Source organism: Streptomyces sp. NPDC015144, from assembly GCF_043079735.1.
GTDB lineage: Bacteria > Actinomycetota > Actinomycetes > Streptomycetales > Streptomycetaceae > Streptomyces.
Map to the genome: position 1 here is coordinate 186,702 of NZ_JBIBUU010000001.1, position 24,121 is coordinate 210,822.

Below are 24,121 nucleotides of genomic sequence, written 5' to 3' on the forward strand. Positions count from 1 at the left end.
CCTGGTTTCGCGCCAGATCGGACCGAAAGTAACTCCCCGTGTGCGAGTGGAAGCTATGCGTGCAAAAACTGGTGAGTGTATTACCGCCGGAGCGCTCGCGCAGGGGGTTGGGTGAATATGCCGAAGCACTGATTCGATCTGACTAAGCTCACGCGGAGTGAAGTCGAGTTGATATGAATTCGAGCGCTTGTTCCCGACTGTCCTGCAAGCGCGCTTACCTCCCGAATCAACCGCCAGAGGTCTTAGATGGTTCGTGTTGAATCACCGCCGAGCGGCCGGGATGTCCCCGTCGCCCGTGCCGTGCTCCTGCCCGTGCTCCTGATGGGCGGTGCCACCGCCGCCGCGGCGGCACTGATTTCCGGGGCCGCCCGCATACCGGTCGTCTGGTGCGGCGCCGTCGCCACCGTCGTGGTGGTCGCGCTGAGCGTCCAACTCGCCCGCCGCGGCCGCGACCTGCGCGCTCAGCGCACCACGTACGAACGGCGCTTCGCCGATCTGGAGCGGCGCATCGCCACCCACGACGACGAGACCGTACGCATCAGCAAGGAGCTCCTGCCCGCCGCCATCCACCGGCTGCGCGTGGGAAATTCACCCGAAGAGGTGCTCCGCGACGTCGTCGACGCGGACGAGGCGTACCGCGAACTCCCCGACGCCCAGCGCAGTCTCGTCTACACGGTGCTGACGATCATCGACAACGAGGAGGCGATGCGCGACTCCGCGCAGCGCGCCTTCGTCAACGTCGCCCGGCGCGTCCAGGCGATCGTCCACCGCCAGGCCAGCGAGCTGCGCGAGATGGAGGAGCACCACGGGCGCAACCCCGACGTCTTCGACGACCTGCTCCGCATCGACCACGGCACCGCGCTGATCGGCCGTCTCGCCGACTCCATCGCGGTGCTCGGCGGCGCCCGCCCCAGCCGCCAGTGGCCCAAGCCCGTACCGCTGTTCAGCGTGTTGCGCGGCGCGATGTCGCGGATCCTGGAGTACCCCCGCGTCGACCTGCACTCGATCGCCAAGGTCGCCATCGTCGGCACCGCCGTCGAGCCGCTCATCCACGCGTGTGCCGAACTCCTCGACAACGCCACCCGCTACTCGCCCCCGCAGACCCGGGTCCATGTCACCGCCGTCGAGGTGCAGACCGGCATCGCCATCGAGATCGAGGACGGCGGCGTCTCGCTCAGCGAGGAGGCCCGCTCCCGGGCCGAGAACATGCTCGCCAGGGCCCAGGCCGGCTCCAACATGAACGACCTCGGCGAGTCCCCCCGGCTCGGCATGGCCGTCGTCGGCCGCCTCGCCCGGATGTACGACCTCCAGGTCTCGCTGCGACAGTCCGCGTACGGCGGTGTCCGCGCCGTGCTCATCGTGCCCCGCGCCATGATCACCACCGGGCCCGCCCCCGGCATCGCGCACGGCATCGGCGCCACGTCGAGGCCCACCAGCGACATCGACCAGGAGGCGATGAAGCACGTGGTGCCGGCTCGTCGCAAGCCCCGCACCCCCGTGGCCCAGCGCCCCGCCACCGGGCCGGTCGCTCCCGCCGCCCGGCACGCCGCCCCCGCGGCGGCCCTGGAGGACGACGCCCCCGTGGTGACCGAGTGGACCGCGGGCGGCCTCCCGCAGCGGCGCAGCCGCGGCCGGGCGCCGCTGGGCTCGCACAACCTCCCGGCCCAGTCCAGCGACCCCACCGCCGGCCGGCACAACGGCCACGCCAACGGCCACGGAGCCGGTGGCGGCCCGGGTGGTTCCGGTGGCCCCGGGGGCTCCGGCCCCAAGGAACAGCCGCCCGGTCTCTGGCTGGAGGCCTTCACCAACGCGGTCAACGGCGTGCCGCAGGACCCCAGGACCGACGAAGACTCTGACGATGCGTGGGACAAGGGAGACCTGAAGTGATCCAGCAGCGGGGAAACATGGACTGGATGCTCAAGGAACTGGCCGAGGACGTACCGGACATCCACCAGATCGTGGTGCTCTCCGCCGACGGCCTGCGCATCGCCCAGCACGGCGGTGACCCCGACGTCGCCGACCGCCTCGCGGCGGCCTGCGCCGGACTGCAGAGCCTGGCCGCCGCCGTCGCCTCCGAGATCCCGTACAGCGACGGGATCATGCGACTGGTCGTCATCGAGGTCACCGGCGGCTTCTTCTACCTGATGGCCGCGGGCACCGGCGCCTACCTGGCGGTCCTCGCCGGTGAGACGGTCGACGCGGGGCTCGTCGGTTCACGGATGCGTGATCTGGTCGTCAGGATCGGGGCCCACCTGACGAGTCCGCCCCGCCACGGCGGGCAGACAGGATGAGTCACCCACGACGAGAACGCCGCACGGCCGATCCGGAGCTGAGCGATCCGGAACGGCTGTACGTGATCACCGGCGACCCGGACGGCAGCGAGCGGGCCCACCTCGACCTGGTCACGATGATCGTGGCGAAGGTACTGCCGTCCCCGACGGTCCAACCCGAACAGGCCGTGATCCTCCGACTCTGCCAGGCCCCCTTATCCGTCGCGGAACTCTCGGCGTACCTGGAGCTGCCGTTCAGCGTGGTGACCTCGCTGCTCACCGAGCTCCTCGCTGCCGAACTCATCGAATCGCGCGCACCCATCGTCCGCGCCACTCTCCCGGACAGGTCCCTTCTCGAAGCGGTGATGCATGGACTTCAGAAGCTCTGACACGATCACCGGCCCCCGGAGCGAGGACGTCCTTCCGACCACGGCGACAGCCGCGGTGAAGGTCGTGATCGTCGGAGGGTTCGGGGTCGGCAAGACGACCATGGTCGGATCCGTCAGCGAGATCCGGCCACTGACCACCGAAGAAACCATGACCCAGGCCGGGGTCGGCGTGGACGACAACTACGGGGTGGAGAACAAGACCGCCACCACCGTGGCCATGGACTTCGGCCGGATCTCGATCAGTGAGGAACTGATCCTCTATCTGTTCGGCACCCCGGGCCAGGAACGGTTCTGGTTCCTGTGGAACGGCCTGTTCGAGGGTGCCCTCGGCGCTGTGGTCCTCATCGACACCCGGCGGCTGGAGGTCAGTTTCGACGTCATCGGGCGGCTGGAGGAGCGTGGCGTGCCGTTCGTCGTCGCCATCAACACCTTCCCCGACGCCCCGAAACACCCCGTCGAGGCATTGCGCAGCGCCCTGGACCTCCCCGACGAGGTCCCGATGATCGACTGCGACGCCCGGCTGCGCGGCTCCAGCCGCGACGTGCTGATGACCCTGATGCGCTATCTGCACAGTCTGGCCCTTCCGCTCGCCTGACCGCAGGCCTCCCGCGCGCATCCCACCCGTCCGGTTCCCGGAAACCTGATCCCTGGAGCGATCGTGACCACCCCTTTCCCATACGAGCCCGGAGCGGCCTCCGGGCCGGTCCCGCCCCCCGAATGCCCGGCCCACGGCCTGGGCATCGGCCCCGGCGGACTGCGCCGGCTCTACGGCCCGGAGGCCGAGCGGGACCCGCACGGGCTCTACGACAAGCTGCGCGCCGAGCACGGCAGCGTGGCCCCCGTACTGCTGCACGGGGACGTGCCCGCCTGGCTGGTCCTCGGGCACAGCGAGAACCTGCACATGACCCGCACCCCCTCGCAGTTCTCCCGCGACTCCCGCCGCTGGCGGGCCCTGCAGGACGGCAGCGTCGCCCCCGACCACCCGCTGGCCCCGATCTTCACCTGGCAGCCGGTGTGCGTGTTCGCCGACGGCGCGGCGCACGAGCGCCTGCGCGGCGCCGTCACCGACAGCATGGCCCGGATCGACACCCGCGGCGTCCGCCGCCACGTCAACCGCTACAGCAACCGGCTCGTCAACGACTTCTGCCAGCAGGGCCGCGTCGACCTGGTCTCCCAGTTCGCCGAACGGCTGCCGATGATGGTGATGTGCGCGATCCTCGGCATGCCCGAGGAGTACAACGACCGGATGGTCGAGGCCGCCCGCGACATGACCCGCGGCACGGCGACCGCCGTCGCCAGCAACGCCTACGTGATCGACGCGCTGTCCCGGCTGGTCCAGCGCCGCCGGCGCGAACCCTCGGACGACTTCACCACCTGGCTCGTCGAGCACCACTCCGGGCTGAACGACCAGGAGGTCAGCGAGCACCTCCGGCTCGTCCTCATCGCCGCGTACGAGGCCACCGCCAACCTGATCGCCAACGTGCTCCGGATGGTGCTCACCGATCCGCGCTTCCGGGCCAGGCTGAGCGGCGGGCACATGACGGTGCCCGAGGCGGTCGAGCAGACCCTGTGGGACGAGCCGCCGTTCACCTCGGTCTTCGGCCGCTGGGCGGTCGGTGACACCGAGCTCGGCGGCCAGCGGATCAAGGCCGGTGACGCGCTGATCGTCGGCATCGCACCGGCCAACATGGACCCGGCGGTCCGGCCCGACCTGAACGCCGACATGGCGGGCAACCGCGCCCATCTCGCGTTCAGCGGCGGCCCCCACGAATGCCCCGGCCAGGACATCGGCCGGGCCATCGCGGACGTCGGCGTCGACGCCCTGCTGATGCGCCTGCCCGACCTCGAACTCGCCGTCGAGGAGAGCGAACTGCGCTGGGTCGGGAACCTCATGGGCCGGCACCTCGTCGACCTTCCGGCGGACTTCGCGGCCCGCCCGCCGCAGGACGACAAGGAACCGCCGTCCATGGGCCGGCCCAACCCGCAGCGCACGGACTGGGAGGTGCAGTCCACGGCGCGGCACACCACCACCGCCCCGGGGCGCGCCCCCGTTCCGCCGGTCGCCCCCGCGGCCGCCACGGAAGCGGTCACGGCGACGACCACCACCGCCGACCCGGACCGGCGCACGGCCTTCGGTTCCTCCACCGTCGGGCACATCCCGCAGCAGCGCACGGGCTCCGCCCCGGTGCGGCTGTGGCGGGCCGTCTCACGCTGGTGGAGCGGCGACTGACCCCCGGAGGACACGCCGCGACGGGCGGCAGCCGGCCCGGCACCCGCGGACCCGAGTGGTCCACGGCGCCGGGCCGGACGCCGTTCCCGCCTAGGACCTGTCTTCAAACTGCCGTCGTCCGGCCGGAGGCCGGGCCGTGCGGTGTCCGGTGCGTGCGATCGCAAGGCGGAGGGTCGCTCCGATACTGGATGTATCGGGGTGACCCCGACAACGCGGCGAGCGTGCGTGCCGGGCGCCGCACGGCAGGCGGCAGTTTGAAGACAGGTCCTAGCGCCGGCAGGAGCCGCTCGTGCACCGGCCCGACCCGTACCATGCGGAAGCGTGAAGCTGACAATTCTGGGCGGCGGCGGATTCCGGGTTCCACTCGTCTACGGGGCGCTGCTCGCCGACCTGGCCGAAGGCCGCGTATCCGCGGTCACCCTCCACGACACCGACCGGGACCGGCTCGCCGCCGTGGCACGGGTCCTCGCCGAGCAGGCCGCCGGGGTGCCGGACGCCCCCGCCGTCACCGCCACCACCGAACTCGACGAAGCGCTGCGCGGCGCCGACTTCGTCTTCTCCGCGATCCGGGTCGGCGGCCTCGAAGGCCGGGCCGCCGACGAGCGGGTCGCCCTCGACGAGGGCGTGCTCGGCCAGGAGACGGTCGGCGCGGGCGGTATCGCGTACGGGCTGCGCACCGTGCCCGTCGCCGTCGACCTGGCGCGGCGCATCGCCCGGATCGCCCCGGCCGCCTGGGTCATCAACTTCACCAACCCGGCGGGCCTGGTCACCGAGGCCATGTCCCGCCATCTGGGCGACCGGGTCATCGGCATCTGCGACTCCCCGGTGGGCCTCGGCCGCCGCATCGCCCGGGTGCTGGGCGCCGACCCGGACCGGGCCCGGATCGACTACGTCGGGCTCAACCACCTGGGCTGGGTGCGGGGCCTGTACGTCGACGGCCGGGACGAGCTGCCGAGGCTGCTCGCCGACCCGGAACTCCTCGAATCCTTCGAGGAGGGGCGGCTCTTCGGCGCCGACTGGCTGCGGTCGCTGGGCGCCGTCCCCAACGAGTACCTGCACTACTACTACTTCAACCGGGAAGCCGTCCGCGCCTACCAGGACGCCGAGCAGACCCGGGGCGCCTTCCTCCGCGAGCAGCAGGAGGGCTTCTACGCCCGGATGAAGAACCCCGACACCCCCGCCCTCGACGCCTGGGACCGTACCCGGGCCGAGCGGGAGGCCACCTACATGGCGGAGAACCGGGAGGTCGCAGGGGCCGGCGAGCGGGAGGAGAGCGACCTGGAGTCCGGCGGCTACGAGCAGGTCGCGCTCGCCCTCATGCGGGCCGTCGCCCGCAACGAACGGACCTCGCTCATCCTCAACGTCCGCAACCGCACCACGCTCCCGGTGCTGGACGAGGACGCGGTGATCGAAGTGCCCTGCCTGGTCGACGCCAACGGCGCCCGCCCGGTCGCCGCCGACCCGCTGCCGTACCACGCCGTCGGGCTCGTCACCGCCGTCAAGGCGGTCGAACGCGCGGTGCTGGAAGCCGCCGAGAGCTGCTCGCGGGCCGCCGCCGTGAAGGCGTTCGCCCTCCACCCGCTGGTCGACTCGGTGTCCGTGGCCGAACGGCTCCTCGACAACTACACCAAGGTCCACCCCGGTCTCGGCTACCTCGACCGGCCCTGAGGCCCCGCTCGCGGGGCGCGCCCGCAGGGCGCCCTCCCGGGGCCCGGCTCGTGAGGGCCCCGGGAACTCCTCCCTACGGCGTCATGCCCGCGGTGAGCCCGGTCAGATCGCCGAGGAGTTCGGAGAGGGCGACCGGGTCCAGTCCGGCGAAGCGGAGCGTGTGGTCGCGCTCCTGCCAGTGGTCGTCGGGGCGGTCGTCGAGCCAGACGGTCTCCAGGGTCTGTTCGGGGAACATGTCGACCACACCGGCCGCTATCCCGGGGTTGAGCGCGACCACCAGGTAGCAGTCGTTCGCCAGTTGCTTGGAGATCCAGCGCTCCACCCCGGCGTCCTGCGGCACCCCGCGCCGCCAGCCGCGCCGCTCCAGCCCGAGGACCTTCCCGACCGGCACCTTCACCCCCTCGAACCGGGGAAGCCGGTACGCGCCGGACTCCTCCTCGGCCAGGGTGAACACGGCGCGCCCGAGCTGCGGGAAGGGCTGGAGGATCCCGTGGCCGGCGAACACCTCCGACCAGGCGGTGAGCGCGTCGCCGAGGTGCAGCGGATGCGCGAGGCGCACCGCCGCCCCGTCCGGCAGCGCGAAGACGGCGTCCTCGACATCCGTGAACGTACGGTCCTCCGCGACCCGGAACGCGACGGGGCCGGAGCCCTCCGCCCCGCTCAGCCACACCAACCGGCGCACCAGGTGCCCCAGCAGCGGATGACCGACGAACAGCTCCCGGAACTCCTGGGCGGTCCAGGAACGGCCGCCCACCATCGCGGCCTCCAGCCGCCGCACCTGGTCCGGGGCGACCGTACGGACGTCCTTCTTCAGCGCCATGAACCGCTTGCGTTCGGCGGGGGCCAGCTCGGCGTCGTCCCGGGCGCCCGGCTTCGGGAGGTCCTTGCGGCGCTTGCCGTCACCGTCCAGCACGTACGGCCGCAGCTGCTCGTCGAAGCCGACCCTGAACGAGCGGGTGCCGTAGTCGACGACGGTCGAACCGTCGGCGTCCAGACCGAAGTCCGGGACCAGGCGGTCGGCGAGCTGCTCCCCGGTCAGCCCGAGCCCCGCGGCGACCTCCGCGATCTTCTCCTGGGCCCGCACCTTGAGCGCCTTGAACTTCACCCGCTGCGAGATGCCGTGCAGATGCAGCAGCGCCACGTCGCTGCCGATGGACGCCAGCACGTCGAGCCCTTCCACGGCCCGGTGGTGCGCCCCCTCGCCGGGCCAGGTCCGGACGATCGGGGTGAGCAGGCGGACCGTCCTGTCGTCGCCCAGCAGGCCAAGGGCGTGCAGCGCCCACGACTCCTTGGCGGGCATGTTGGCCAGCCGCCACTGCTCGAACAGGGCCCAGGCGAACTCGGCGAGCGAGGCGGCGGTGGCCGTACCGGTCAGCGCGGCGACGCCGGGATACACCTCGTCGGGCTTCGACAGCGCCAGCGCCATCAGGGCGTGCCGCACCGCCGCGGCGGGCAGCGCCCCGCCGGAGCGGACCACGATCTGCGGCAGCACCGCCGGATCGGCCCAGCCGGGCAGCACCGGCATCCTGGCGGGCAGCGCCCGCTCCAGCGGGTCCACCGAGAGCAGCTCCTCCACCGCTGCCGCCGCCTGCGCGCCGTACGTCCGGGCGGCCCCGCGCACCACGTCGTCGCCGTGCACCGAGGCGATCAGCGCCAGCGCCTGCTCGGCGGCCCGCCGCGCGGCCCCCGCCCGGCCCACGGCGTCCGGCACCAGGAGCGGGGCGGCCGCGACACCGTGCCGGGCGAACCAGGAACGGGCGGTCGTGGCGGTGGACTTGAGCCGCACCGCCCAGTCCGCCATGAGCCGGGCGACCTGCACGTCGACGAAGGGGAGGAGCAGCGGGGCGAGGGGGCCGGGCTGCCGGGGCACGGCGCGCACCAGCAGGGGCAGCGCGGCCGGGCCGAACCGGGCGGCGATCGGCCTGAGGGTGTCCTCGCCCTCCCACAGATCGGTCGGGTCCCAGACGGCGAGCAGCGGGGCGACCGTCTCCTGGGGGCCGTGGACGAATGCCCAGGCGGGCCGCAGTCCGTCCCCGGACGGATCGCGGCGCACGGCGTCGAGCGTCCCCGCCAGGTCGCCGCGCCTGCCGGTGTACCAACTGGAGGCGGACGCCCAGGACTCCCGCTCCCCGGGCAGCCACGCCACGCGCGGCTCGGACACCGGGGTCAGGCCGGGCACGACCGTGGGCTTCGCGGCGGTACGGGGGCGCGACCACGGCGGCGCCGTCAGCAGGGGCGGCAGGGCGTCCAGCGGGGCGTCCGCGATCAGGCCCACCGGGTTGAGCAGCGGTTCGACGATCCTCACGACCTCGGGAGCGAGGCTTTCGAGCGCCGCCGACACCACCTCGCGCCGGGCTCCGACATGGCTCCGCAGCAGCTGCGACGACCAGGAGGCCGTGGCCGAACGGCCGCTCGCCGCGGAGGCCAGCAGCCGTACGGCGCGCACCGGGTAGCGGCGCATGGCGTCGAGGAGCGAGGGGCGGACGTGCTTCGAGTCCGCGTGGGCCAGCAGCCCGAGGAACGCCTCGTCGGTGGGGATCTCGGCCAGGGCCTCGGCGGCGAGCTTCATGCTGTCCGCGTAGTAGTGGCTGCCGCCGAGCGAGGCGGCCAGCGGCCCGGCGACGGCCGTACCCACTCCCTCGGCGACCGTGGCGATCATCGCGAGGCCGAGGGTGAAGTCCGGGGCGTAGGGGAGCAGCGCGAGCTGGTCCGCCGAGTAGAGCGAGCTGAACACCATGGAACGCAGGGTGCGGTCGTGCTCCGCGCCGACCCCGGGGTCCGTGCAGAGCTCGTCCACCCAGCCGGTCTCGCCCGGCACCAGGTAGGAGACGACGATCGTGCGCAGGGTGTCGGTGCGGCACGGGGCGAGCGCCTCGACGGTGGCCCGGTAGATGTCCTCGTCCGCCACGGCGAGCAGGGCGCGGACCCGGTCGATCGGCGCGCGGTGGTGCCAGGCCCAGTGGGCCTGGCGGGGGCCGGGAAGGGCCCGCAGCCGGTGGTCGGTGCGGCTGCGGCGGCCCTGCCGCCAGTCGGCGTCGACCGAGAACACCTCGGTGGCGGCCCGTGCGGCGAACGGCAGTCCGTACCGGGCGGTCCAGTACTCCGCCCAGCCGGAGCCGTTGAGGATCGCGGTCAGCGCGGCCGCGCCGAGCGGGGAGGGGGAGCCGTTGAGATGGGCCCGCAGCGCCTCGGCCAGCGAGGGGTCCGAACGCGGCGAGCGCACGAACTCCTCGATCCAGGCGGCCTCGTCCGCGATCCTCGCGTCCAGCAGGTCGTGCGTCTCCGGCTGACGCCCGACGGGGGCGCCGTGCGCTCCGCCGCGCCGGGGGTGGACCACCCGCTTCCACTCGGCGGGCAGGACGAAGGTGTCCTCGTCGGGGAGGACGACGGGGACCCGGGCCGGAACCGGGGCATCGGAGGCCCGGGGCCGGGGAGTGGCGGCCGCGTCCGGTGAACCGACCTCGCGGTAGCCCTTCTTCTCCTTCTCGCCGATCGCTCTGGCGATCTGGGCCGCGGCGGCCTCGGGGGAGGCGTACTCCTTGGACCGGGTGCGTCCGTCGCTGCCGCACCGGCCGTACCTGACCGTCACCACGGCGCCCTCGGCCCCGGTCTCCCAGAACTTCGACGTACTGCCCTCGACCAGCTCCCAGCGGCGCACAGCTCCGCCCCCCTTCCGCCCGACGCCCGCTCCCGCGCGGGCCTTTCGATCACTCGTGCCACAGTAGAACGACCCACTGACAACGCAGCGTGACCAGAGCGTCCGGCGGTCACCCCGGTGCTCCGGAGCGGTCGGCAAGGGCCGGCCCGGAGGAAGGACCGCCCGGAGTCGACCACAAAGCCCGCCGGCCCCGATCCGCCGGGCCACCGGGTCAGGGGGCGGAGACGGCGCGCTCGTCCCTCGACGGCGCCCACGACGGCGCCACACCCATCACCTGGCACACCATCAGGAACAGGGGGATCGGCGGGGTGTACGGCGTATGGCCCTCCGGCCGGTGGATCAGCCGGGGCCGTGCGGCGGGGACGAGCGCCCCCTTCGCGTAAACGGTCTGCTCGGGCCAGTCGAGATCCAGGTCGGAACCGGTGGGCACGATCCACCACCAGTGGTCGTCCGCCGCGAAGACGCAGCCGGTGCGCGGCAGATGGGACAGCAGCCGGAAGCCGAACCGGGCCGGCACCCCCACCGCGTCGCAGCCGAGGGTGGCCGAGAGCGAGGGGGGCACCGGCAGCCGTACCGTCCCGGACGGGCCCGGACCGGCCCCCCGCCATCCCGTGAGCAGATGCGACATCGCGTCCCTCAGCACGGGAGTCCCGGGCCGTGCGCCAGTTCGGCCCAGACGATGCGGCCCGAGCCGTTCCCCGCGTCGCGCGAACCCCAGGCGCTGCACATCGCGTCGACGAGCACCAGACCGCGCCCGTGCTCGTCGTCGGAGCCCCGGCGCAGCCGCGGCCCGCCCGGCTGGTGTCCCTGGTCCTGCACGGTTATCCGCAGCTTTCGGTCGAGGCGGCGCAGCTCGCAGACGACCCGGGCGCTCATGGTGTGCACCACGGCGTTGGTGAACAGCTCCGAGACGATCAGGATCGCCGAGTCGCAGGCGTCCGCGTCGAGCCGCCACTGGTCGAGCCGGGCCCGGGTCAGTCTGCGCGCACCGGCCACCGACTCGGGGCACGCGGGCAGGGCGAAGCAGTACCGGAGCGCCTCCGTCCCGGGACTGAGATCCATGAGCCGGGGGATGAGCGCACTGCCAGGTGCCACAACCGATTCCTCACAGTGGGGGCTGCGTCACGCTCCGCGCTCCCACGCGAATGAGGGCGGGCGAGACTTCGTGAACTGGTTCACTCACCAACTCTCCCCCTGTCGTGAACACTTGGCAAGGGGCACTCTGAAATTTTCAGAGTGGCTGTGTTCTGCTCGGCCGACGCATGGCACACTGCTCGGAACAGCGCATGGGGAGGTCTGAAGTGAGCGAACCGCGGTCCGCCCCGACCGTGGGTCAGGTCGTTCTCGGCAAGCGCCTGCAGGATCTGCGGCAGCGCGTCGGCCTGAGCCGCGACCAGGCCGCCAAGGTGCTCAGAGTCGCGCCCGCGACCATCCGCAGGATGGAGACCGCCGAGGTCGCGCTCAAGATCCCCTACGTACAGGTGCTGCTCAAGGCGTACGGGGTGCCCGAGGACGAGTCGGACGCCTTCGTGGAGCTCGCCGAGGAGGCCAACAAGCCGGGCTGGTGGCAGCGGTTCCACGACGTGCTGCCCGACTGGTTCAGCATGTACGTCAGCCTGGAGGGCGCCGCGAGCCTGCTGCGCATGTACGAGCCGCACTTCGTCCCCGGGCTCCTCCAGACCGAGGACTACGCCCGCTCGGTGATGCGCACCGGAGCCGTCGGACAGACCAGGCCCGAGGACATCGAACGCCATGTGGCGCTGCGGATGGAGCGTCAGTCCCTGCTCACCCGCCCCGACGCCCCGAGGCTCTGGGTGATCATGGACGAGACGGTGCTGCGCCGCCCCGTCGGCAGCGTCGCCGCCATGCGCGCGCAGATCGACCGGCTGCTCGAAGCGACCGAGATGCCGCATGTGACGCTCCAGATCGCGGAGTTCTCGACGGGGCACCACCCGGGCACCTACGGCCCGTTCGTCCTCTTCCGCTTCGCCGTCCCCGAACTGCCCGACATGGTTTACAGCGAGTACCTGACCGGCGCCGTCTACTTCGACGCGCGCCCCGAGGTGGCCTCCTACCTCGAAGTCATGGACCGCATGGCGGCCCAGGCCGCGACTGCACAACGCACGAAGGAAATCCTCCGGGACTTCCGCAAGGAGCTGTGATGGATCCCATTTACAACGGCATGCCGGCCGCCGCACTCGGCACCGAGGGCTGGCACAAGCCGTGGAGCGGGGGGAACGGAGGAAACTGCGTCGAGGCGATGAAGCTGTCCGACGGCAGGGTCGCCGTACGCCAGTCCGCGGACCCCGACGGGCCCGCCCTCATATACACCCCCCGGGAGATCGCGGCCTTCATCCAGGGAGCCAAGTCCGGTCAGGCGGACTTCCTGCTCACCTGAACCGCGGGCGGCCCCGGGCCCCGGCCCGGGGCCGCCCGAATCCGTTGCGCCGCAGCCGTCCCGCCCGCGGAATCCTGTTGTCCACCGATGCTGTCCCCCCGACCTACGCACCCACGGAGCGCGCTATGACCGGGCACGACCCCCGAAGTATCGAGATCGACACCACCAAGCCCCACCCGGCCCGGATGTACGACTGGTTCCTCGGCGGCAAGGACAACTACCCCGTCGACGAGGAGATGGCCCGCCAACTGCTCGCCCTCGACGCGCGGGGGCGGGACATGGCCCGGGTGAACCGCGCCTTCATGCACCGGGCCACCCGGTGGCTCGCCGACCGGGGCATCCGCCAGTTCCTCGACATCGGCACCGGCATACCGACCGAGCCGAACCTCCACCAGATCGCCCAACGCACCGCCCCGGACGCGCGCATCGTCTACTGCGACAACGACCCCATCGTCCTCGCCCACGCGGCCGCGCTGCTGCGCTCCACCCCGCAGGGCGCCACCGAGTACATCCAGGCCGACGCCCGCAGGCCGGAGACCATCCTGGAAGCCGCCGGGAAGGTCCTCGACTTCGACCGGCCGATCGCCCTGTCGCTGCTCGCCCTGCTCCACTTCGTGGACGACGAGGACGGCGCCGCCGAACTCGTCGACAGCCTCGTGGAGCGGCTCCCCTCCGGGAGCTACCTGGTGCTCTCGCACACCACCGGGGACTTCGACCCGGAGCGCGCCGAGCAGGCGTCCGCCATGTACCGGTCCCGGGGGATGACGCTGCGGCTGCGCTCGCACGCCGAGGTCGCCGCGTTCTTCCACGGCCTCGACCTCGTCGAACCCGGCCTCTCCCTGTCGGCGGACTGGCACCCCGAACTCGGCGAGGCCGTCGAGGTCCCCGGCGACGAACCGATCCCCGGCTACGCGGGCGTGGCCCGCAAGCCCTGACCGCGTCCGCCCACCGGTCCGTCCGTCCGCGGCCGCCGTACCCCGGCGCCCCGGACGGGCCGGGGCGCGGGCCACAATGGACCCATGTCACGACGCCCCACACGCCCCGCCCGGAGCACCACCCCCGAGGTCACCGCGCAGTCCCCGTGCCCGTGCGGCCTGCCCGCCCCGTACGCGGAGTGCTGCGGCCGGATGCACACCGGGGCACTCGCCGCGCCGACCTGCGAAGCGCTGATGCGCTCCCGGTACGCGGCCTTCGTGGTCCGGGACGAGGCGTATCTGCTGCGCAGCTGGCACCCCGGCACCCGCCCGCCCGCCGTCGACTTCGACCCCCGAACACGCTGGGTGCGCCTGGAGGTGCTGGGCACGACGGACGGCAGCCCGTTCCACGCCACCGGCACGGTCACCTTCCGCGCCCACTTCACCGAGCGGGGCCGGCCGGGCACCCTCCACGAGAAGAGCCGCTTCGCCCGCCACGAGGGCGCCTGGGTCTACGTGGACGGGGAGTTCCTCGACTGAGAGCCTGCCGGCCCGGGACGGGGCGTGGCACGGACCGGCACGGACGCGCGGTCAGCTCCCCGTTCCCGCCAGCGCCCTTGTCCGCGGCGGTGCCGGTGAGAGCGCCTGCTCCAGGTCCTCGGCCAGCAGCCGCTTGGCGATCACGTCCACCGCCGCCCGCAGCCGCCGGTCGTCCGGGCGCGCCCCGTGCTCGTCCAGCCGCTCGCCGAGCCACCGCGCCCATGCCTCGGTGATCACCGCCGCCTCCCGCCGCCCGGCCGCGGTGTGCGCGAAGAGATGGCCGTCCCCGGTGAGATAGCCCTCCTCGATCATCCGGTCGAAGACCGGCACCAGCACCTCGTGCGGCAGCCGGTGCCGGGCCGCGATCAGCCGCAGCCCCGCATGGCCCACCATCCGGGTGAACAACTCGACCTGCATCACCGCCCAGGCGCCCGCCATGTCCAGCCGGGTGTCCGACCCGGCGACGATCCGCCGGGCGGTCTCCGGACCGGCCCCGTGCAGGATCTTGGCGACGGCGAATTCGAGGAGCCGGGCCGAGTCACCGGCGCTGGGCTGCGCGAAGCCCTCGCCCATGTCCGTCGAGCTCACCCGGGCGGTGTCCCGCAGCTCCACCTCCTTCAGGAAGAACGCCACGACCAGCCCCAGCACCGCGACCGGCACCGTCCACAGGAACACGGTGTGCAGACTGTCCGCGTACGCCTGGGCCAGCGGGGCGGACTGGGCGGGCGGCAGGGCGTGCAGCCCGGCCGGGCTCTGCGCGGCCTTCGCCAGCGTCGCCGGGTCGCCACCGGCCCGGGCCGCGGCGGTGATGCCGTCGGTGAGGCGGGGCTCGAGGGCGTTGGCGTAGATCGTCCCGAAGACCGCGGTGCCGAAGGAGCTGCCGAGGGTTCGGAAGAACGTCACGCCCGACGTCGCCGTCCCCAGGTCCGCGTAGTCGACGGTGTTCTGCACGGCGATGGTCAGCACCTGCATGGCCAGCCCGATGCCCACGCCGAGGACCAGCATGTACAGCGACTCCAGCCAGACCCCGGTCTGCGGACCCATCCGGGACAGCAAGTACAGCCCCACCGCCATGACGGCCGAGCCCACGATGGGGAAGATCCGGTACCGGCCGGTCTTCGACACCACGTTGCCGCTGAAGACGGAGGCGACGAGCAGCCCGATCACCATCGGCAGCGTCCGCACCCCGGACAGGGTCGCCGAGTCGCCGTCCACGTACTGGAGATACGTCGGCAGGAAGATCATCGCGCCGAGCATCGCGAAGCCCACGACGAAGCTCAGCACGGAGCAGACCGTGAACACCGGGTTCCGGAAGAGCCGCATCGGCAGCATCGGCTCGGCGGCCCGGAACTCCACCAGGCAGAAGAGCACCAGGGCGACCAGGCCGCCCGCGAAGAGCCCGAGGATCACGGGCGAGCCCCAGGCGTACTCGTTCCCGCCCCAGCTCGTCGCCAGGATCAGCGCGCTCGCGCCGACCGTGACCATCGCGATGCCCAGGTAGTCGATGACGGGCCGGCCCGCCGATCTCACCGCCGGGATCGTCCGGGCCGCCGCGACGACCACCGCGATCGCGATCGGCACATTGACGTAGAAGGCCCAGCGCCAGCTCAGATGGTCGGTGAAGAGCCCGCCGAGCAGCGGCCCCACCACCGTCGACACCCCGAAGACCGCGCCGATCGCGCCCTGGTACTTCCCGCGCTCGCGCAGCGGGATCACATCGGCGATCAGCGCCATCGAGGTGACCATCAGCCCGCCCGCCCCGATGCCCTGGAGGCCGCGCCAGACGATCAGCAGGGTCATGTTGGTCGCCAGCCCGCAGAGGAACGAGCCGGTGATGAAGATGACCGCCGACAGCTGAAAGATGATCTTCCGGCCGAAGAGGTCGCCGAACTTGCCGACCAGGACCGTCGCCACCGTCTCCGCCAGCAGATACGCGGTGACCACCCAGGACATGTGGGCGGCGCCGCCCAGGTCCGAGACGATCGTCGGCAGCGCGGTGCCGACGATCGTCTGGTCCAGGGCGGCCAGCAGGATGCCCAGCACGATCGTCGCGAAGACGATGTTCCGACGGCGCGGATCGAGTACGGCCGGAGCGGTGGCGCTCCGCGTGGCGGGGGCGGTCTCGCTGGCAGTGGTCACGCCTGCACCCTCACACCACCCCCGGCCTCGCGCATGTGGGGGACGGCCGGACGGGGGTCAGCCCAGCAGGTCCCGCAGCGACGCCGTCATCCGTACGGCGAACGCCTCCCGCACCGACGCGTCCACCCGGTCCAGCGAGAGATACGGATTCAGGTCCTCCAGCTCGACGAGGAGCAGCTCGCCCCCGGCGGTCCGGCAGGCGTCGACCCGCTGGATGCCGTGGTCCAGGCTGTTCCACTCCACGAAGTCGCGGGCGAACGCCAGGTCCGCCGCGTCCGGTGCGTAGGGCACGAGCTCCCACCGGCGTTCCGGGTCCGGCGCGTACAGCGCGTACTGGAAGTCGTGGTCGACGAAGTAGAAGGACACCTCGTAGCGGAAGTCGATCCGGGGCTGGACGAGCCAGGCGCCGTCCTCGCCGTCCGGGAGTACGGGCTCCGGCACGAACCGGAGCCCGGCCGAGTCCGCGCCCAGCTTCGGCTTGACCACGTACTCGGGCGCCGTGGGCAGCGAGCCCAGGTCGGCCGTCCGGTCCACCGTCGGGATCACCGGGTGTCCGGACCGGCTCAGATCGACCAGGTACTGCTTGCCCGCCATGTCGCCGCGGCCGTGCAGCGGGTTGTAGACCCGGGTGCCCAGCTCCCGGGCCCGGGAGCGGAACGCCTCGTACGCCTCCCGGTGGTGCAGCACCGGGCCGCTGTTGCGTATGAGGGCCGCGTCGAAACCGTCGAGCAGCGCGGCGGCGTCCCGGGGGTGGTAGAGCGCGAGGGCGAAGTCCTCCCGCAGCCGCGCGGTCAGCGAGATGTCCTCGTCCCCGTAGCGCCTGCCGCGGGCCGGGTAGGCGAGGTCGGTGACGTACAGGACGGACGGGCGCGGTCCGGTGGGCATGGCGGTTCCTTCGGGGAGGGGTCGGCGGGCGGTGGATCGTGCCCGGCATTCTCCCCTCGGGGTGTTCACCAGGAACTGTCGGGGCGTACCGGGAGGCGGGGGTGGTGGGCGGCGAGGATCTTGTTGGCGCGGGCCAGTTCGGAGAGCGCCTGCTCACGGTCGGCCCGGTCCTCGTCGCAGAGGAGCGGCCCGCGGAAGGCGCGCACCTCGCGCGCGGCGCACGCGGCCTCGAACTCCGCCTGGAGGATGTGCTGAGGGATGCAGGACCCGATCAGCGCGACGACCCGGTCGGGGATCGGCACGGGGACGAGCAGGTGGGAGGCGGTCATGTGGGGCCCTCTCGGAAATGGTCGACCAGGAGGTGGTGCGAGGCGCGGCCGCCGGGTGCGGCGGCCGACCCCTCCATGTGTACGGGACGCGGTTCCGGGTTTCTCGTTGAGAACGTCTCCGTGTGGCAACCGTTTGAGAGTGACCGGCTATTTACCATTACTCACAGGTAAGTTGACGTGGCGCGAGGAAAGTGATTCGGCGCGGAGCGCGGGTCAGGACGTCGGTTCCTCGCTGCGGGAGCGCAGTTGGAGCGCCCGCAGGACGGCCTCGGTGGAGAATCTGCTCTGGGGGTCGGTCAGTTGCCGGCCGAAGATGGACTCCAGATTCCGCATCCGGTACCGGACGGTCTGGGGGTGGACGTCCAGAAGCTCGCCCATGTGGGCCGCGGTGCCGCGGGTGTCGAGCCAGATCCGCAGGGTCTCGACCAGCCGCTCCCGGCGGGTGGTGCTGATCCCGGCGATCGGCGCCAGTTCGCGCTGGGCCAGCTGGTCGACCAGCGCCGGGTCGGAGAGCAGCCACAGGGTGGTGAGGTGGTCCTCGCACAGAACGACGGGTGCGTCGTCGATGACCTGGGTGTCGACGAGTTCGAGCACCCGGCGGGCCCAGCGGATCGAGTCCGAGGCCAGGGCGGTGGGCACGGTCAGGCCGATCGCGGCGTGGGCGCCGAGCAGTGCCTCGTCCAGCATGCGTGCGCGGGCCTCGTCGAAGGGGCCGGGGATCAGTAAGTGCGGTTGTGGGTCGCTGAGATCGGCCAGTATGTCGCGGTCCACCACGGACCGGTCCAGGGTGGCCGGGGGGCGTACGGCGACCAGGGTGACCTCTTCGGGGAGCGCCCACCCGGTCTGTTCGCAGAGCTCGGCGATGGCGGTGCGCGGCGCGGGGCGTCCGGCGAGGATCAGGTGGAGCAGCCGGCGGCGCATGGCCTCGCTCTGCTCGCCGGTCTGCGACTGCACCTCCAGGAATCCCTCCCGCGACAGGGACTCCAGCTCGTCGATGTAGGCGAAGAGCGCGTCGGCGAAGCTGAGCATCAGGGCGGGGGAGAAGTTGTAGCTCTTGCCGACCTTCTTGGCCCGCCGCAGCGCGATCCGCGCCCCGAGCCGGTACGCGCCCTGGAGCGTCTCCATCGTGCGCCCCTCGTACGCCTCGAACCGGCCGAACCGGCGGCACATGTCGTCGCGGAGCGAGGTGGAGGCGGTCGGCTCGGCGACCAGGTCCACGAAGGAGGAGAGGCTCTGCTCCACGCCGACCCGGATGGCCTGTCCGTTGGGGCCGTTCAGCAGCCGGGCGTACTCCGGATAGGCGCGGGTGACCTCGACGCCTATCTCCTTGATGAGGCTCGGAAGCTCGGGCCGCATGATGGCGGCGAACTCCTGGGGGAGCGGTCCGAGCGGATCCCCCGTGTCCGACGGCTGTACGAGTGCTGGCATGACTGTCCCCTCGTTTATCCGGCGCCCGGTGGGGGGTCAGGCGGGGGAGAGCGCTCCCACGAACCGATCAGGTGCGTACCAAGTTCGCGATGAAGATAGACCAACTCGGCCACCGTGCCCACCACTTCGGCAAGATCGAAGTGCAAGGGGCACATATCCCGGCCTTGTTGTGGTGCTTCGGTGCAGGTGGGACGCGACTGCTCACTTCAAGACAATGTTTTTCGGACAACTGCTCCGGAGGCGACAAGAAAGTAACCGTGGGTAACGGACTCTTGGCCGGGGGATTGGCAGGGATTCGTGCGACTGGTGCGTATCCGTCCGGAGTGGTGCGATCGGGGAGGGTGTGCGGGCGGTCCCACTTCCGGCGGTGCGGGTATTCGAGGCCATGTATTCATTGCCCGGGAAATACTCCGGGATTCACGGTCCGGAAGACGTTCGATCGATCGGAACGGTAATTCGTCGGAGCTTTTGACGGAAGGGGGCCGTCCGGTTACGGGCGTGCGGGGCCGCTGCCCCGCGACGGCCGGGCGCGTGGGGCCGACGGCCGGTACATGCCTGGCCGGGGCGTCATTCAGCCGCGCGGGAGACGATCTTACCGGCGGGTAGGCGGGTGATCGGGGGTCGCGACGGGTACCGGCGAGTGTGTCCGGGGTGAGTGTCGGGGCCCCCGAGGGGCATATGACACGGCCGTAACTACTCACTTTCCGATAGAAGATCGCGGCGATCTGCTGAGTTGTCGCTAAGCTGGAATGCTTTTACCGACCCGGTCACGGAATTTCTGCGTCGGGTATTGCCGCGTCGGTCTACTGGCTCGTAACGTTCGAGCCGCACGGAGTTCGATCACGCAGTCGAGTCCATCGACCGCTGCGTTCCACGATGTGAGCCGCCCTCGCCGCCGCGAGCCATTCCCTGGCCCCGGAGCGAGGTAATCGGGTACGTCCAACTCCACTTCCCGGAGGTAAGTTCCGTGAGTAAGACCCTCAGCCGCGCCCTGTTCGCCACCACCGTCGCCGCCGCCGCGCTCGGTTTCGCCGCGACGTCCGCCTCGGCCACCGCCCTCGCCGGGTGGACCGTGACCAACTCCAACGCGGGCGGCACCTTCACCGCGTCGCTCAAGGCAGGGACGGTGGCGACCCTGGTCGACACCAACACCAGCCAGCAGGTCGACTGCTCGGTGTCCTCCGCCAGCGGCACCGCCGTCAACGGTACGTACGCCTCCGGCGCCGGCATCGCGAAGATCACCTCGGTCACCTGGGGATCCGCGGCCAGCCCGTGCCCCGGGCCGCTCGGCTCCAGCTTCCAGGCATCGCTGGCCGCCGGTTCGGTCATCAACATCAACGCCAACTCCTACAGTGGCGGCATCTCCTCCGGCACGTTGAGCGGGGTGAAGGTCAACCTGGTGGGTGACACCATCCTCGGGACCTGCAACGCCGTGATCAGCGGCACCGTGAGCAACGTGACGTACAACAACGCGACCAACGAGCTCGACATCAACAACGGTGCCGGTCTGAAGGTCGACAGCGCCACGAACTGCGCGGGGCTGCTCAACGCGGGTGACTCGGCCACGTTCGACGCGACGTACAAGGTCACCAACCCGCTGTCCATCACCTTCTCGTAAGGGGACCGCGCCGACAAGGGCAACGAGGGCCGCGGAGCGGGGGTTCGCCTCCGTTCCGCGGCCCGCCGTCGCTGCTCCGTATGTGTCCTTCCCGCGCCAACCGCCGAATTTCGGGACGAACAGCAGGATGTCGAGATGAGAATCAGAGCCTTTCGGAGCGAACGCGCCGAGGAGGGGCACCGGGGACCGGCCCGTACCACCATGCGGGTCGCCGCGGTGGGCGCGCTGGCACTGGTGGCGGGGTTCATGCCGGGGACGGGATCGGCCGCAGACACCCGTACCGCCGAGGCCGATGTCACCTACAGCTGCGACCTGCCGTCCGGTGCGCAGCAGGTCGCGGTGCACATCGAGGCGGAACTGCCGGTTAGCTCCGGCGTCGGGGCGAAGATCCGGGCGGAGGAGGTCTCGCTCTCCTTCGAGCTGCCGCGTGCCGCCCTGACCGACCTGCCGGGGATCGAATCGCCGCTCGTGACGGGATCGGCGCGACTGCTCACCGAGGTCTCCCAGCGCGGCCAGAGCACCGAAGTGCCCTGGCAGGAACTGGCCATCGCCGAGACCGCCGTACCGGACACCGGGGAGATCGCGCTGCGCGCCACCGGCGAGGTGCCGACGGTCACCCCGAGGTCCAGCGGCGACGTGCTCTTCGCTGTCGGGCGGCTGGACGTCGGCCTCACCGTTCGGGGTGCCGAGGGCTCGGGGGACGTACCAGCACCGAGGTCCGTCACCTGCGAGGTCGACCCGGACCAGAACGCCGAGCTGGCCTCGGTCACGGTTCCCCGGCCGGCGGACACGACGCCCGGGGAAGGAGTGTCCCCCGAGTCGTCCGGGACCGTATTCCCCGGCGGGTCCAAGACCGCCCGTGCGACCGCGGACGGGCCGGTGAGGAGCGTGCCCATCCCCGAGGGATGCACGGTCGTCACCGGGCCGCTCCCCCAGGTGCCCAAGGCGGCGCACGGCTACATGGCCGGCTACAGCAACGTCAACAAACTCGACGGGGCGGTGAAGTTCAAGGACCCCGGGCACATCCTGCTCAACCTCAACAGCTCGGTCTCCTTCCTCAGGTGCGGGACGGCCATGAAGAGCTGGCTGACCAGCGACGGCACGCTCGACTACCAGGGCAAGCCCCAGATGCCGCCGGCCAAGGCCACCTTCCTCACCTTCGGCTTCATGCCGACGACGGGGAAGCTGGAGCTGACCCTCCAGGATCGAATCTCCGTCGCAACGATGGGTGACTCGGTCCCCGACGCGAACGGCCAGTACAAGGAGACGACCACCGCCCTGGTGCCGGTGAGCCTGCGTCTGTACGACGTTTCCGTCAACGGGGAACCGCTGGAAGTCGGCCCCGACTGCCGCAGCGCCGCTCCGATGCAGCTGGAGCTGGTCGGCAAGGGCGAGACCGGCCGACAGGGACCGAAAGGCTACACGGTGAAGACCGGCGGTCCGCTGATCGGCTACCCGGACGTACCGCCTTTCACCGGATGCGGGGTGACGGAGGACCTGGACAACCTCTTCACCGCGTCGATCTCCAGCCCGGACAACTACACCAAGATGATGCAGTCCCCGCTCTGCGTCGACGGTGCTCCCGCCAACTGCCCCGAACCGCCGAAGCCCGAACCCGAACGCTGACCGTTTCTCCGCACGTGCCACTTCCGTTCCCCAGAAAGGCAGACGAACCATGCGAGCTGCTTCGAAAAGAGTGAGACCCGCCCTCCTCGGCGCGCTGGCGGCGGTGGCCGTCGGAATCCCGCTCAGCACCTCACCGGCGGGCGCCGCCTCCGCGCAGGGGATGAACGGCAACTGGGCGCCGTTCAGCCGCTGTCCGGTCGACGACCCGGCGATGCTGGCCGCGGACGGGACGAACGAGATCGCGATGTGCGTGTCCTCGCACTCCGAGAGCGGCTCCATCAAGCTCGGCAACACCGAGGCGACGACGGGGGCCAACGACCTCCAGTTCGGCATCGTCCGCAACACGTCGACCGGTGCGTCCAGGGTCGTGCCGGCCGCGGGCGGATCGATCGTCGGCGCCCCGACGGAGATCCCCGGCGGACTCCTCGGGCTGATGTGCCCGAACGACATCCCGGTCGTCTCCGACATCTGCAAGCAGCTCACGGACAACAGCCTCAACCGTGTCGTCGCCACCGTGCAGTCGGTGGGCACGCCCACGAACTTCGACCTGACGGCCGGGATGCAGAGCGGGAAGACGATCGTCAACATCCCGATCCGTATCCACCTGGAGAACCCCTTCCTCGGCTCGAAGTGCTACATCGGCACCGCCTCCAACCCGATCGTGCTGAGCCCGCGCAACCTCAGCCAGCCCGCCATCGGCAGCCGCCGCTTCGACGCCGACGGCACCACGAACACCGGGGGCTTCCTCAACCGGATCGAGCTGACCGGGAACGCGCAGGGCGACTCGTCCTTCGCGGTGCCCGGCGTGAGCGGCTGCGGCCCGCTGACCCTCGGCGAGCTGAACTGGGCGGTCAACCTGAAGACCGGCCTCCCCTCGGCCGCCGGAAAGAACAGCCTGACGCTCAACAACGCCGCCACCTACACGGCGGGCCTGGCCCTGCCCGGGGCGTCGGCGCCCAACGCGGGCCGTCTCCTCGCGGAGAACTGGCACGCGGGCGTCGCGAAGTAGCCGGGACGGGGGAGGAGAGGCGATGAGGAACAGGACCGGACGGTTAGCGTGCGCGGCGGCGGTCGGCGCGCTGATCGCGGCCGCGGTGCCGTCCGCGTACGCCACCTCGGCGGGTGAGGCTACGGCACCGCTCGCCGGGGCCTGGACGGCGAAGCTCGTACCCGGGACCACGGCCGTAATGGGCGGGTTCACCTGCGACAGCGGCACGGCCTCGGGCGTGGACAACACCATCCTGTCCGCCACGTGGCAGTGCCAGGGGCCGCTCGGCGCCACCGGCTCGGCCCGGCTGACCCGGGCAGCGGCGTTCGCTCCGTCGTCGTCCTCGGGAACGGTCGTTTCCGGGAATGTCCAGGGCGTCGTTCTCGCGGTCCGGATGGAGACCCTGTTCGGCACCTGCACCGTGACGGCGACCGGAAACGCGCGGAACGCCGCGTTCGATCAGGCGACCAGCGAATTCTCGGTCGGCTCCGGTGGCGGGCTCACCGTCTCGCAGGCCAACAACTGCGCGGGTCTCGCATACGCCGGGGACCAGTTCCCCTATTCGGGAACCCACCTGGTCACATTCACCTAGCAGCACGCGTACCGCACACCTCGTCCGCCCCACCCGGATGGTGCTTCCGGGTGGGGCGGACGTATGCAAGGGGTCTTCGGCCGGGCGCCGCCTCCACTCACTTCTTCATAAGCGAATGGAGGCGAATACTCACCGGACGACAAAAAGCGCCGAGAACGTGTTTCAGCCCACAGAAAGTTTACGATCCAGTATTGCTAAGCAGGTTACCGGGTCGTAGCGTCCCGGTTGAGCAGCGGGGAAACGTATCCGTGGCTGCTCGCCCGGTACCCCGGGGGCCCGGACGGAACCGGCTTCGCCGGCCGTCGGCGCCCGATCCGCGGGCCGGAGGGCTTGCGCACCTTTCGACAAAGCGACCGTAGGTCTTTGTCACTTGGTGACAAGTGCTCCGGACCCCGCCCCAGATTCGTCGATCTCCGCTGCTCAACGGCTTGTCCTGGCGGTTTCGACGG

The 24,121-nt window shown here is 71.4% G+C and carries 21 protein-coding genes; 14 read left to right on the plus strand and 7 right to left on the minus strand.

Annotated elements, in window-relative coordinates:
* The first annotated feature begins 246 nt into the window (after nucleotides 1–246).
* The 6 genes from ACF08W_RS00755 to ACF08W_RS00780 all read left to right on the plus strand — a co-directional run bounded on the left by ACF08W_RS00755 (nucleotide 247) and on the right by ACF08W_RS00780 (nucleotide 6,557).
* Nucleotides 247–1,887 (plus strand): ATP-binding protein, encoded by a 1,641-nt coding sequence (locus ACF08W_RS00755; RefSeq protein WP_352274769.1) that lies wholly within the window; start codon nucleotides 247–249, stop codon nucleotides 1,885–1,887.
* A complete protein-coding gene (locus ACF08W_RS00760) occupies nucleotides 1,884–2,291 on the plus strand; it encodes a roadblock/LC7 domain-containing protein (protein ID WP_352274768.1) in 408 nt (135 codons plus the stop codon). Before ACF08W_RS00755 ends, ACF08W_RS00760 begins: the two co-directional genes overlap by 4 nt.
* Nucleotides 2,288–2,659 carry a DUF742 domain-containing protein gene (locus ACF08W_RS00765; protein WP_392277938.1) on the plus strand — a complete coding sequence of 124 codons (372 nt, stop codon included), beginning with the start codon at nucleotides 2,288–2,290 and terminating at the stop codon, nucleotides 2,657–2,659. The genes ACF08W_RS00760 and ACF08W_RS00765 overlap by 4 nt, the downstream gene beginning before the upstream one ends.
* On the plus strand, nucleotides 2,640–3,254 hold the full coding sequence (locus tag ACF08W_RS00770; RefSeq protein ID WP_352274766.1) for an ATP/GTP-binding protein: 615 nt from the start codon (nucleotides 2,640–2,642) through the stop codon (nucleotides 3,252–3,254). Before ACF08W_RS00765 ends, ACF08W_RS00770 begins: the two co-directional genes overlap by 20 nt.
* Before the next feature lie 63 nt (nucleotides 3,255–3,317).
* Nucleotides 3,318–4,889 carry a cytochrome P450 gene (locus ACF08W_RS00775; protein WP_392277939.1) on the plus strand — a complete coding sequence of 524 codons (1,572 nt, stop codon included), beginning with the start codon at nucleotides 3,318–3,320 and terminating at the stop codon, nucleotides 4,887–4,889.
* 321 nt (nucleotides 4,890–5,210) lie between these two features.
* A complete protein-coding gene (locus ACF08W_RS00780) occupies nucleotides 5,211–6,557 on the plus strand; it encodes a 6-phospho-beta-glucosidase (protein ID WP_392277940.1) in 1,347 nt (448 codons plus the stop codon).
* Between the two features lie 73 nt (nucleotides 6,558–6,630).
* On the opposite strand, the gene ACF08W_RS00785 is transcribed toward ACF08W_RS00780, so the two are convergent.
* From ACF08W_RS00785 to ACF08W_RS00795, 3 genes are all read right to left on the minus strand, one after another.
* The gene (locus ACF08W_RS00785) at nucleotides 6,631–10,215 is read right to left on the minus strand and encodes a WGR and DUF4132 domain-containing protein (RefSeq protein WP_392277941.1); all 3,585 of its coding nucleotides are present in this window, start codon (nucleotides 10,213–10,215) and stop codon (nucleotides 6,631–6,633) included.
* Between the two features lie 211 nt (nucleotides 10,216–10,426).
* Nucleotides 10,427–10,858: a hypothetical protein gene (locus ACF08W_RS00790; protein WP_385208916.1), complete on the minus strand. Its 432-nt coding sequence runs from the start codon at nucleotides 10,856–10,858 to the stop codon at nucleotides 10,427–10,429.
* Nucleotides 10,852–11,310, minus strand: coding sequence for an ATP-binding protein (locus ACF08W_RS00795; protein ID WP_352274761.1), 459 nt, complete (start codon nucleotides 11,308–11,310; stop codon nucleotides 10,852–10,854). The genes ACF08W_RS00790 and ACF08W_RS00795 overlap by 7 nt, the downstream gene beginning before the upstream one ends.
* 206 nt (nucleotides 11,311–11,516) lie before the next feature.
* Between ACF08W_RS00795 and ACF08W_RS00800 the strand changes: the two genes are divergently transcribed.
* From ACF08W_RS00800 to ACF08W_RS00815, 4 genes are all read left to right on the plus strand, one after another.
* A complete protein-coding gene (locus tag ACF08W_RS00800) occupies nucleotides 11,517–12,377 on the plus strand; it encodes a helix-turn-helix domain-containing protein (RefSeq protein ID WP_385208922.1) in 861 nt (286 codons plus the stop codon).
* Nucleotides 12,377–12,613 (plus strand): DUF397 domain-containing protein, encoded by a 237-nt coding sequence (locus ACF08W_RS00805; protein WP_352274759.1) that lies wholly within the window; start codon nucleotides 12,377–12,379, stop codon nucleotides 12,611–12,613. The genes ACF08W_RS00800 and ACF08W_RS00805 overlap by 1 nt, the downstream gene beginning before the upstream one ends.
* 125 nt (nucleotides 12,614–12,738) lie before the next feature.
* Nucleotides 12,739–13,548 (plus strand): SAM-dependent methyltransferase, encoded by an 810-nt coding sequence (locus ACF08W_RS00810; RefSeq protein WP_385208925.1) that lies wholly within the window; start codon nucleotides 12,739–12,741, stop codon nucleotides 13,546–13,548.
* Nucleotides 13,549–13,632: 84 nt separating this feature from the next.
* Nucleotides 13,633–14,067, plus strand: coding sequence for a YchJ family protein (locus ACF08W_RS00815; RefSeq protein WP_385208928.1), 435 nt, complete (start codon nucleotides 13,633–13,635; stop codon nucleotides 14,065–14,067).
* Nucleotides 14,068–14,118: 51 nt separating this feature from the next.
* On the opposite strand, the gene ACF08W_RS00820 is transcribed toward ACF08W_RS00815, so the two are convergent.
* The 4 genes from ACF08W_RS00820 to ACF08W_RS00835 form a co-directional block, all read right to left on the minus strand.
* Nucleotides 14,119–16,206: an MDR family MFS transporter gene (locus tag ACF08W_RS00820; RefSeq protein WP_392277942.1), complete on the minus strand. Its 2,088-nt coding sequence runs from the start codon at nucleotides 16,204–16,206 to the stop codon at nucleotides 14,119–14,121.
* 57 nt (nucleotides 16,207–16,263) lie between these two features.
* On the minus strand, nucleotides 16,264–17,091 hold the full coding sequence (locus ACF08W_RS00825; protein WP_392277943.1) for a hypothetical protein: 828 nt from the start codon (nucleotides 17,089–17,091) through the stop codon (nucleotides 16,264–16,266).
* A gap of 65 nt (nucleotides 17,092–17,156) precedes the next feature.
* Nucleotides 17,157–17,420, minus strand: a complete 264-nt coding sequence (locus tag ACF08W_RS00830) for a hypothetical protein (RefSeq protein ID WP_352274754.1) — start codon at nucleotides 17,418–17,420, stop codon at nucleotides 17,157–17,159.
* A gap of 213 nt (nucleotides 17,421–17,633) precedes the next feature.
* Nucleotides 17,634–18,848, minus strand: coding sequence for a helix-turn-helix domain-containing protein (locus ACF08W_RS00835; protein WP_385208935.1), 1,215 nt, complete (start codon nucleotides 18,846–18,848; stop codon nucleotides 17,634–17,636).
* A gap of 967 nt (nucleotides 18,849–19,815) precedes the next feature.
* Between ACF08W_RS00835 and ACF08W_RS00840 the strand changes: the two genes are divergently transcribed.
* The 4 genes from ACF08W_RS00840 (at nucleotide 19,816) to ACF08W_RS00855 (ending at nucleotide 23,672) form a co-directional block, all read left to right on the plus strand.
* Nucleotides 19,816–20,466 (plus strand): hypothetical protein, encoded by a 651-nt coding sequence (locus ACF08W_RS00840; RefSeq protein ID WP_352274752.1) that lies wholly within the window; start codon nucleotides 19,816–19,818, stop codon nucleotides 20,464–20,466.
* Between the two features lie 135 nt (nucleotides 20,467–20,601).
* The gene (locus tag ACF08W_RS00845; RefSeq protein ID WP_392277944.1) at nucleotides 20,602–22,092 is read left to right on the plus strand and encodes a DUF6801 domain-containing protein; all 1,491 of its coding nucleotides are present in this window, start codon (nucleotides 20,602–20,604) and stop codon (nucleotides 22,090–22,092) included.
* A 49-nt stretch (nucleotides 22,093–22,141) separates the two neighbouring features.
* Nucleotides 22,142–23,101: a hypothetical protein gene (locus ACF08W_RS00850; RefSeq protein ID WP_385208940.1), complete on the plus strand. Its 960-nt coding sequence runs from the start codon at nucleotides 22,142–22,144 to the stop codon at nucleotides 23,099–23,101.
* Nucleotides 23,102–23,123: 22 nt separating this feature from the next.
* On the plus strand, nucleotides 23,124–23,672 hold the full coding sequence (locus tag ACF08W_RS00855; RefSeq protein WP_392277945.1) for a hypothetical protein: 549 nt from the start codon (nucleotides 23,124–23,126) through the stop codon (nucleotides 23,670–23,672).
* The last annotated feature ends 449 nt before the right edge of the window (nucleotides 23,673–24,121 follow it).